The organism is Rossellomorea orangium (assembly GCF_019334305.1).
Lineage (GTDB): Bacteria > Bacillota > Bacilli > Bacillales > Bacillaceae_B > Rossellomorea.
On record NZ_JAHWGH010000027.1, the window covers coordinates 48,392 to 58,485 of the forward strand.

Genomic DNA, 10,094 nt, shown 5'->3' on the forward strand with positions numbered 1-10,094 from the left:
AAGGAGCTTCAACCATGAGCGACTATTTAGTGAAAGCATTAGCCTATGACGGGCAGGTCCGTGCTTATGCAGTGAAAAGCACGGATACAGTAGGAGAGGCGCAACGAAGACATGATACATGGCCGACTGCATCAGCAGCGCTGGGCCGGAGCATCAGTGCCGGTGTCATGATGGGCGCTATGCTGAAAGGTGATAATAAATTAACGATCAAAGTAGAAGGTGGCGGCCCGATCGGTGCCATCCTGGTGGATAGTAATGCAAAGGGGCAAGTGAGAGGGTACGTGACCAATCCTCATGTGCACTTCGATTTGAACGAGCACGGAAAGCTTGATGTCGCCCGTGCGGTTGGTACGACCGGAACTTTATCGATTGTCAAAGATATAGGAATGAGGGATCATTTCTCAGGTCAGGTTCCGATCGTTTCTGGGGAGCTTGGAGAAGACTTCACGTATTATTTCGTAACATCCGAACAAGTGCCTTCTTCCGTAGGGGTGGGTGTCCTGGTGAATCCCGATAATACTATCCTTGCAGCAGGAGGATTCATCCTGCAGCTTATGCCTGGAACAGACGATGCAACGATTACGAAGATTGAAGAACGCCTGGCTAAAATTCCTCCAATCTCGAAATTGATTGAAAAAGGGCTTACGCCTGAAGAGGTATTGGAAGAAGTACTGGGAGAAGGGGAAGTCAAAGTACTGGAAACGATGCCGGTGGAATTTAAGTGCCAATGCAGCAAAGATCGCTTTTCAAATGCCATCATCAGCTTAGGCGAGCAGGAAATCCAGGAAATGATCGATGAAGATGGCAGTGCGGAAGCAAGCTGCCACTTCTGTAATGAAGTGTATGTGTTTTCTAAAGAGGAATTAGAAGAACTGAAATCAAGCGCAGAGTAATAAATCACGTCCAGGGAGATTGGGAGAAATGAGAATTAAACGATCTGTACTCATGGGTATCATCGGGGTGCTCCTTGTCACCAACCTGATCACACTTGTGTGGAACTGGTCTTCAGGTAAAGTCGGTACACCGGAAGTCGTGGCATCGGTTGGCGGTGAGTCCGTAACCCGGGAGGATTGGTTGTATTCACTTGAACAGCAGCATGGTAAAGAAGAGCTTCGGGCACTGATCAATCAAAAGGTGATTGAACAATTAGCAGAGAAATATGATATTGATGTGTCGAATAAAGAAGTAGAGCAAGAATATTATCTGATCCAATCCGTGTATAATGCGTATGACGAAGAGAATTTCGAGGATGAAGAGACGTTAAAGAAGCAAATTAGATCTGAGTTATTGTTGGAAGAGCTTATTACGAAGGATGTTCAAATTCCTGAAAAAGAGTTGGAGAAATTCTACACCCAAAATGAGGATCAATATTCCATCCCTAAAATGTACAAGCTTAAACAGCTGAAGGTAGCGGATCGTACCGAAGTAGAGCAGGTAATTGAAGAACTGGATGCCGGGTCAAATTTTGAAGCGCTCGCCATTGAGCGCTCAATTGATGAGCAAAGCGCACATTTAGGAGGAGACATAGGGTATGTTCCACTTGAGGGGGATATTCTTTCTGATGAAGCGAAAGGTGAAGTGGAACCTCTGTCACAAGGTGAATGGACGTCTCCGATTCAACAGGATGAAGGGTATGTCATCTATTATGTAGACGACATCCTGAAGGAAAGGCATTTTGCGTATAAAGATGTAAAATCACAAATTCGCAGACAGATTGCTTTGGAACAAGTTGAAACGCCTCTGAAACCGGAATCCTTTTGGGATGAAATGAAAGTCGATTGGTTTTACGGTAAGCATGAATAAAAGGGGGAGCTGACCTACAATTGGTCAGCTCCTTTTACATAGTTCTTTCCGTTTCAACGAAACATAGGATAAGTGTCATGTGCATATAAATGTAGGTGAGTGATAGAGTAAGGGGACCGGTGGCTTGAGGTAAATGGGAGCCTTCGGAAAGGAAAGCAATATCGTTGACAAATTTATTGAATATTGTTACATTTTATTAAAACCAACAAATTTACTTGGAATTAGGAGTGATGAACGGTGAGGATAGCCAATTCAATTTCAGAATTAATAGGTCAAACTCCAGTGGTAAAACTCAATCGATTAGTTGATGAAAACAGTGCGGATGTTTATTTGAAATTAGAATATATGAATCCGGGCAGTTCTGTAAAGGATCGCATTGCCCTAGCGATGATCGAAGCAGGCGAAGCGGCAGGAACGATTAAACCGGGAGATACGATTGTGGAACCGACGAGTGGAAACACGGGCATCGGCTTGGCCATGGTCGCTGCGGCTAAAGGGTACCGCTCGTTACTCGTCATGCCGGACACGATGAGTATGGAACGACGGAATCTGCTGCGCGCGTATGGTGCAGAATTGGTATTGACACCAGGTGCTGAAGGAATGGGAGGAGCCATACGTAAAGCAGAAGAATTAGCAAAAGAGAAAGGCTACTTCATGCCGCAACAATTTAAAAATGAGGCTAATCCTAAAGTCCATCGGGAAACAACGGGTCCTGAGATCGTAGAGCAAATGGGCGATCAACTGGATGCCTTCATTGCCGGTATCGGTACAGGTGGGACGATAACAGGAGTGGGAGAAGTCCTGAAAAAGCATTACCCATCCGTTGAACTATATGCCGTCGAACCATCGGATTCCCCTGTGTTGTCGGGAGGAAAACCTGGCCCTCACAAAATCCAGGGAATCGGTGCGGGATTCATTCCGGATATTCTGAACACGGAAGTATATGACCATATTATTCAGGTGGATAAAGATTCAGCTTTTGACTATGCAAGAAGAGCGGCGAAGGAAGAAGGGATCCTGGGTGGTATTTCCTCCGGTGCAGCCATCTATGCAGCCCTTGAAGTGGCGAAGGAGTTAGGTAAGGGTAAAAAAGTACTCGCCATCATCCCAAGTAACGGAGAACGCTATCTAAGCACCCCTCTTTATCAATTTGACGAAGAATAAGAATACGATTGCGGATCCTGAAGAATTTCAGGATCTGTTTTTTTATGTTGATTGGTCAAGAATTTCAATTTTTTAACGATGAAACCATGCGAAAGTTCATGTATCATGAAGGGAGATAAAGATTAGGAGTGTGAGGGGTCAGTGCAGCACCTATATTTTCATAAAAACCATTCAACTAAAGAGCAATTTTTTGCAGCATACGAACAGCTTAGTCAGCAAGAGATACATCATATTTTGCTAGAAAGTGGACGGGGTGGACGATATAGTGTTGCCGGACTACGACCTGACGTCATTTTACAAAGTGTTCCGGAAGGGTTGGAAATACAAGACCTATCCGGAACTGAAACCATACTTGGAGATCCGTTGATTCAGCTTGAGAAATGGATGGAGCCCCTTCGAACGGAAAGAAGGAAAGATCTCCCGGACTTTCAAGGAGGAGTGATCGGGTTTATAAGCTATGATTATGCAAGAAAGATTGAAAGTCTCCCTTCACTCGGACGTGATGATCTGGAAATACCTGAACTTTATTTCTATTATTTGAAGCAATGGGTGGTCTTTGATCATGAGGAGAATTGTATGTGGACGATGATTCTGTCTGATGAAGAACCGGAATTAGCTGAAACAATGCTTGCACATTGGACGGGTTCTTGGATGGATGCCCTCTCATCTATGGAAGTGACAGGGAAACCTCCGGTGCATCACGAACCGGCTGAAATTGAAGTCTCGATGGGAGAAGGAGAATTCTCAGAGGCAGTGAAGAAGATTCAGTCTTATATCTCAGACGGGGATGTCTTTCAAGTCAATCTATCCGTCAGGCAGTCTCAGCAATTGAAGGTCGAGCCTTATAGGGTATATCAAAAGCTTCGGGAATTAAATCCGTCGCCTTATATGAGTTATATTCACAGTCCCGATTTTCAAATTGTATCCGGATCACCAGAACTGCTTGTGAAGAAAAAAGGAACGGAAGTAAGCACAAGGCCGATTGCTGGTACACGCTCCCGCGGCAAGGACGCCGAAGAGGATGAGAGACTTGCCTCTGAACTGATCAACAATGAAAAAGAAAGAGCCGAGCATGTCATGCTTGTAGACCTGGAACGCAATGACCTGGGACGGGTGTGCCAATACGGGACAGTAGAAGTGGATGAATTCATGGTGATCGAAAAGTATTCCCACGTCATGCATATTGTGTCCAATGTAAGAGGGACTCTGGATGAAACCAAAACGGGAGCAGACTTGATCAGGTCTGTTTTCCCCGGGGGAACGATTACTGGTGCACCCAAAGTGAGGACGATGGAAATCATCGAAGAACTCGAACCGGTCAGACGGGGCATTTACACAGGATCCATTGGCTGGATCGGTGTGAATGGCGATATGGAATTGAATATCGTCATCAGGACGATGCTTGTAAAAGAAGGAAAAGGTCATATCCAAGCAGGAGCAGGGGTCGTGATCGATTCCAACCCAGCGTATGAATACAAAGAATCTCTTAAAAAAGCAAAAGCACTATGGGTAGCAAAGGCGATGGCGGAAGGAGAAAATCTATGATCCTCATGATTGATAACTATGATTCATTCACTTATAATCTCGTGCAATTTTTAGGGGAGCTTGGGGAAGAGCTGATCGTTAAACGAAACGATGAGATCACCCTAGATGAAATTGAATCTTTATGCCCTGATTATCTGATGATTTCACCAGGACCCTGCAGTCCGAACGAAGCGGGTATCAGTCTTGAGGCCATCCGAACATTTGCCGGGAAGATTCCGATCTTCGGCGTCTGTCTCGGCCACCAGTCGATTGCCCAAGTGTTTGGCGGCGATGTTGTGCGTGCCGAACGGTTAATGCACGGAAAGGTCTCCCCGATGATCCATGATGGAAAAACGATCTTCGAGGAAATGCCGGATGGGTTCAATGCAACGAGATATCATTCCCTGATCGTAAAACGGGAAACCCTGCCAGATTGCTTTGATATTTCAGCCCAAACGGCACAAGGGGAAATCATGGCGATCCGGCATAAGTATCTGCCTATCGAGGGAGTACAATTTCATCCCGAATCCATCATGACAGAGCAGGGGAAACGGCTGTTACTGAATTTCCTGAATGCATATAAAAAAGTCGGGTTGGTCTGATCCATGTATGTGTATTTAAATGGCAAGATCGTTCATGCATCAGAAGCAGTCATCTCTCCATTTGATCACGGATACTTGTACGGTATGGGAGTATTTGAAACGTTCCGAACGTATGACGGTCATCCGTTTTTGCTAAAGGACCACTTAAAGAGGCTTGCTGCCGGCATGAAGGAAATGAATATCGAGGCAGACCTGGATGAGGAAAAAATCCGGCGTATCATCACGGACCTGTTAAAAAAGAACGGTCTCAAGGATGCTTACTGCCGTTTCAACATTTCTGGCGGCCCAGGGGAGGTCGGGTTAAGGACCAGCCCCTATGAGGATGCAACTGTCATCCTGTTTCAAAAAAACTTACCCCATTCGGTACCGTTAAAAGAAAAAGAAGCGGTGTTTCTAAACGTAAGGCGAAATACTCCTGAAACGGCTGAACGCCTGAAATCCCACCATTACCTGAACAATATGGCGGCCAAAAGGGAAATCGGGGCATCAATGGATAAAGAAGGGATCTTTCTGACGGGAGATGGACACCTTTGTGAAGGGATCACCTCCAACCTCTTCTGGTTAAAGGACGGAGAATTATGTACCCCATCGGTGGAAACCGGATTGCTAAATGGCATTACCCGTCAGTTCATCCTTGCTCTTTCCGGCATACTGGATATGCCTGTACGGGTGGGGATGTTTGAAGAAGCAGACATCCTTAAAGCCGATGAAGTGTTTTTCACGAATTCTGTTCAAGAAATCGTCCCGGTTAACAAGTTGAGTTCTACGCGTTTTCCGGGGGCAAACGGAAAGTATGTCGGGCTCTTTCATGAACAGTACGAAAAATATAAACGACACTTAAATTCAATTGAGGAATTAAGAAAGGGGGAATGATGAAATGAAGTGCGGTAAATATGAACTTGATTATTCCAGGAAGACTCTCATCATGGGAATATTAAATATCACGCCCGACTCGTTTTCGGACGGAGGATCTTTCAATGAGTTAAGCATGGCGGTAGAACGCGCGAAAGAAATGGTGGCCATGGGTGCGGATATCATTGATATAGGCGGGGAGTCTACCCGTCCCGGGCACCGATTCGTTCCTGCTGAAGAAGAAATAGTACGGGTCGTCCCGATCATAGAGGCGATCTCTCAAGAAGTGAATGTCCCGATCTCCATCGACACTTATAAGGCTGCAACGGCACGAAAAGCCCTCGAAGCGGGAGCAAGCATCATTAACGATGTGTGGGGTGCGAAAAAGGATCCAGAAATGCCACAAGTCGCTGCGGAGACAGGTGCCCCCATCATCCTCATGCATAACCGGGACAACCAACATTACAGCCACTTCATGCGGGATGCGATCCAGGACCTGCAGGAAAGCATCTTTCTGGTGAAAGAAGCGGGTGTGAAAGACGACCAAATCATCCTCGATCCTGGCATTGGTTTCGCCAAAACAGTACAATTGAACATAGAAATGATGAGAAACCTGGATGTCCTTGTTTCACTGGGGTATCCTGTGCTCTTGGGAACGTCACGAAAGTCTGTCATTGGACATGTGCTTGATCTGCCGGTGGAGGAACGAATGGAAGGTACGGGAGCGACGGTATGTTATGGAATTCAAAAAGGCTGCCAGATCGTGAGGGTCCATGATGTAAAAGAAATGGCACGCATGGCGAAAATGATGGACGTATTAGTCGGGAAGGAGAATATGAATGGATAAGATCCTATTGAATGAGATGGAGTTTTACGGTTATCACGGTGTGTTCCAGGAAGAAAACAAACTTGGACAACGTTTTCGTGTTAGCGTAGAGTTGCATTTAGATTTAAGGAAGTCCGGACAAAGCGATCAGCTTGAAGACTCCGTCAACTATGCGGAGATCTATTCCATCACTAAATCTGTTGTGGAGGGAGTGCCCAAGAATTTAGTCGAAGCGGTGGCTGAAGACATCTCTTCCCAAATCCTGGAAACATTCAAAGTCGTAAAGAGCTGTAAAATTACACTAATCAAGCCTGACCCGCCTATTCCTGGTCATTACCAATCGGTGGCAGTGGAGATTAATAGGAGTCGATAGGATGAATACTGCATATATTTCCCTTGGTTCCAATATGGGGGACCGTGAGAGTTATTTAGAAAAAGCCATAAACATTTTAGGCAGTCATGGTAAGATAGAAGTAACGAAACGATCCTCTATGTATGAAACAGACCCGGTAGGATTTACAGAACAAGATCAATTTTTAAATATGGTCATCGAAATTCGTACCAGTTTAAGTCCAGAAACTCTATTACATCAGTGCTTGCAGGTGGAAATCGACCTTGGAAGGGAAAGGGAGTTCAAATGGGGTCCGAGAATCATAGACCTTGATATTTTACTCTATAATCGCTTAATGGTTGAATCAGAGGATCTTCTCATTCCTCATCCAAGGATGCAAGAAAGAGCATTCGTATTGATTCCGTTATTAGAGGTGGCTCCGCGTATCGAGCACCCGTCCATTAATGCCCCGTTCGTTGAATTTCTGGACGAAATACCTGACAGAGAAGGAGTTCGGTTATGGAAACAGATAAATGGGGAAGACGCATTCGTGCATTCAGAAAGCTAAAGGGCTATACCCAGGAAGGTTTGGCTAAGGAATTGGACATTTCCGTTTCAGTCCTTGGAGAAGTGGAAAGAGGGAGTCGGGTACCGAAAGAGGACTTCTTAGTGGAAGTAGCAGAGGTGTTGAACATACCACTGCAAGACCTCATCCCGCAGGAAGAAACTCAGCGCAGCGAGTGAATCGACTTAGTCGAGTAATATACAGAAATAGATATGGGGGTAAGAGCTTTGCTACAGGCAGTAAAGCCAGTTGAATGCCGGTTGATTCACCTGTATATCTTTTTATGTTATCCTAGAAAAGGCTTGAACCAATTCGTGACACCGTCACCAGGTTGGATCGGCCTTTTTTGGATTTTTTCAATCCCTTTCTAACCCCTGATCGTGTGTTTCTGAAATAACTCATACTTTAGGGGTGTTACAAACATAGATATTGTGTAAAATAGTATGGTATATAATCGTATTAGTCTAGTAAAGCAAGCAGATAGAATAGGAGTGAAACATATGAGTCACGAAGAAATCAATGACCAGCTTCGAGTCAGACGCGAAAAAATGGAGGCCATCCGTGAAAAAGGACAGGATCCATTCGGTAAACGTTATGATCGTACACACAGTTCATCTGAGATCAAATCTCAATTTGATGAATTTTCTAAAGAAGAGTTAGAAGAGAAAGATATCAATGTAACCATCGCAGGTCGTATCATGACCAAACGTGGAAAAGGAAAAGCAGGATTTGCACATTTACAGGACCTTGCTGGACAAGTTCAGATCTATGTCCGTAAAGATGCAATCGGCGAAGAGGCCTATGAGCTGTTCAACACTGCAGACCTTGGGGATATCGTTGGGATTACGGGTACAGTTTTCAAAACGAAGGTAGGAGAACTTTCTGTTAAAGCGAAAGAGTTCCATCTTTTGACGAAGGCACTTCGCCCGCTGCCTGAGAAGTTCCATGGTTTAAAAGACGTAGAACAACGCTATCGTCAACGTTACCTGGACCTTATTACAAGCCAGGAAAGCAAGGAAACATTCATCGCCCGCAGCCGTATCATCCAATCAATGAGAAGATACCTGGATAACAATGGCTACTTAGAAGTAGAAACACCAATGATGCATGCCATAGCAGGAGGAGCATCTGCCCGCCCGTTCAATACACACCACAACGCTCTTGATATGCCATTATTCATGCGTATCGCAATCGAGCTGCACTTAAAGCGCCTGATTGTTGGTGGACTTGAAAAAGTATACGAAATCGGACGTGTATTCCGTAACGAAGGTGTCTCAACAAGACATAATCCTGAGTTCACGATGATCGAACTTTATGAAGCATATGCAGACTATCGCGACATCATGGCTCTAACTGAAAATCTTGTCGCTCACATCGCGAAGGATGTTTTCGGTTCAACTACCGTTCAATATGGAGAATACGAAATCAATCTTGAGCCCGAGTGGACCCGTCTTCATATGGTAGACGCGGTTAAAGAGCATACTGGCGTAGATTTCTGGAAGGAAATGTCCGACGAAGATGCTCGTGCCCTTGCCAAGGAACACGGCATCGAAATCAAAGACAATATGCAATATGGTCACGTAGTGAATGAATTCTTCGAACAAAAAGTAGAAGATAAACTGATTCAGCCTACATTCATCTATGGTCACCCAGTGGAAATCTCTCCACTTGCGAAGAAAAATGATGAGGACCCACGTTTCACTGACCGCTTTGAGCTATTCATCGTGGGCCGTGAACATGCCAATGCCTTCACGGAGCTTAATGATCCGATCGATCAAAGAGAACGCTTTGAGGCACAGTTAAAAGAGAGAGAAGAAGGAAACGACGAAGCCCACATGATGGATAATGACTTCATCGAGGCGCTTGAATACGGTATGCCGCCAACAGGTGGCCTGGGAATCGGGATCGACAGACTGGTTATGCTGTTAACGAATTCCCCATCCATCCGTGACGTATTATTATTCCCATTAATGCGTCATCGTGACTAATAGGATATGAAAAACAGCCGGGGCATTAGCCTCGGCTGTTTTTTTTTTGAATCTCAATAACGAGCATGGTAGTTACTAGCATTGTGCACTCATTAGGAAGAAAGACTCTCTTTCCTCCAGCTGGCATTACGGTAAAGTGAATAAAAACAGTGTCGATTGACGGATATTAATCATTCAGCAAAAAAGAATCAATAAAACTCTTGCGCACGTTTATTTATGGTGGTATAGTATTATCTGTTGCCGCAAAACGCGACAAACAACACAAAAAACTTTTTAAAAAAAGTTATTGACTCGAACGAGTTAATAATGTAATATTTAAAGGGTCGCTTCAAACGAAGCATTTACACATTGAACCTTGAAAACTGAACAAAACAAGACAATAACGTCAACGTTAATTCTAGATTTATTTTAAGAGCTATTCAAACTTTTATCGGAGAGT

At 44.6% G+C, this 10,094-nt stretch carries 11 protein-coding genes; all 11 read left to right on the forward strand.

Annotated features, from left to right (window positions below; all coding sequences use genetic code 11):
• Window positions 1-14: 14 nt before the first annotated feature.
• The 11 genes from hslO to lysS all read left to right on the forward strand — a co-directional run bounded on the left by hslO (window position 15) and on the right by lysS (window position 9,655).
• Window positions 15-893 carry an Hsp33 family molecular chaperone HslO gene (gene hslO / locus KYJ26_RS23070; RefSeq protein WP_219170405.1) on the forward strand — a complete coding sequence of 293 codons (879 nt, stop codon included), beginning with the start codon at window positions 15-17 and terminating at the stop codon, window positions 891-893.
• Window positions 894-921: 28 nt separating this feature from the next.
• Window positions 922-1,803: a peptidyl-prolyl cis-trans isomerase gene (locus tag KYJ26_RS23075; protein WP_219170407.1), complete on the forward strand. Its 882-nt coding sequence runs from the start codon at window positions 922-924 to the stop codon at window positions 1,801-1,803.
• A 237-nt stretch (window positions 1,804-2,040) separates the two neighbouring features.
• Window positions 2,041-2,967 (forward strand): cysteine synthase A, encoded by a 927-nt coding sequence (cysK, locus tag KYJ26_RS23080; protein ID WP_219170409.1) that lies wholly within the window; start codon window positions 2,041-2,043, stop codon window positions 2,965-2,967.
• A gap of 141 nt (window positions 2,968-3,108) precedes the next feature.
• Window positions 3,109-4,512, forward strand: coding sequence for an aminodeoxychorismate synthase, component I (gene pabB, locus KYJ26_RS23085; protein ID WP_219170411.1), 1,404 nt, complete (start codon window positions 3,109-3,111; stop codon window positions 4,510-4,512).
• Window positions 4,509-5,093 (forward strand): aminodeoxychorismate/anthranilate synthase component II, encoded by a 585-nt coding sequence (gene pabA, locus KYJ26_RS23090; protein ID WP_219170413.1) that lies wholly within the window; start codon window positions 4,509-4,511, stop codon window positions 5,091-5,093. Before pabB ends, pabA begins: the two co-directional genes overlap by 4 nt.
• Window positions 5,094-5,096: 3 nt before the next feature.
• Complete coding sequence (gene pabC, locus KYJ26_RS23095) at window positions 5,097-5,966, forward strand: aminodeoxychorismate lyase (RefSeq protein ID WP_219170415.1); 870 nt, start codon at window positions 5,097-5,099, stop codon at window positions 5,964-5,966.
• 4 nt (window positions 5,967-5,970) lie between these two features.
• The gene (gene folP / locus KYJ26_RS23100) at window positions 5,971-6,792 is read left to right on the forward strand and encodes a dihydropteroate synthase (protein WP_219170417.1); all 822 of its coding nucleotides are present in this window, start codon (window positions 5,971-5,973) and stop codon (window positions 6,790-6,792) included.
• Window positions 6,785-7,144 (forward strand): dihydroneopterin aldolase, encoded by a 360-nt coding sequence (gene folB / locus KYJ26_RS23105; protein WP_219170419.1) that lies wholly within the window; start codon window positions 6,785-6,787, stop codon window positions 7,142-7,144. The genes folP and folB overlap by 8 nt, the downstream gene beginning before the upstream one ends.
• 1 nt (window position 7,145) lies before the next feature.
• Window positions 7,146-7,670 carry a 2-amino-4-hydroxy-6-hydroxymethyldihydropteridine diphosphokinase gene (folK, locus tag KYJ26_RS23110; protein WP_219170421.1) on the forward strand — a complete coding sequence of 175 codons (525 nt, stop codon included), beginning with the start codon at window positions 7,146-7,148 and terminating at the stop codon, window positions 7,668-7,670.
• Window positions 7,622-7,846 (forward strand): helix-turn-helix domain-containing protein, encoded by a 225-nt coding sequence (locus tag KYJ26_RS23115; protein WP_219170423.1) that lies wholly within the window; start codon window positions 7,622-7,624, stop codon window positions 7,844-7,846. The genes folK and KYJ26_RS23115 overlap by 49 nt, the downstream gene beginning before the upstream one ends.
• A 312-nt stretch (window positions 7,847-8,158) precedes the next feature.
• Window positions 8,159-9,655, forward strand: coding sequence for a lysine--tRNA ligase (gene lysS, locus KYJ26_RS23120; protein WP_219170425.1), 1,497 nt, complete (start codon window positions 8,159-8,161; stop codon window positions 9,653-9,655).
• Window positions 9,656-10,094 lie beyond the last annotated feature (439 nt).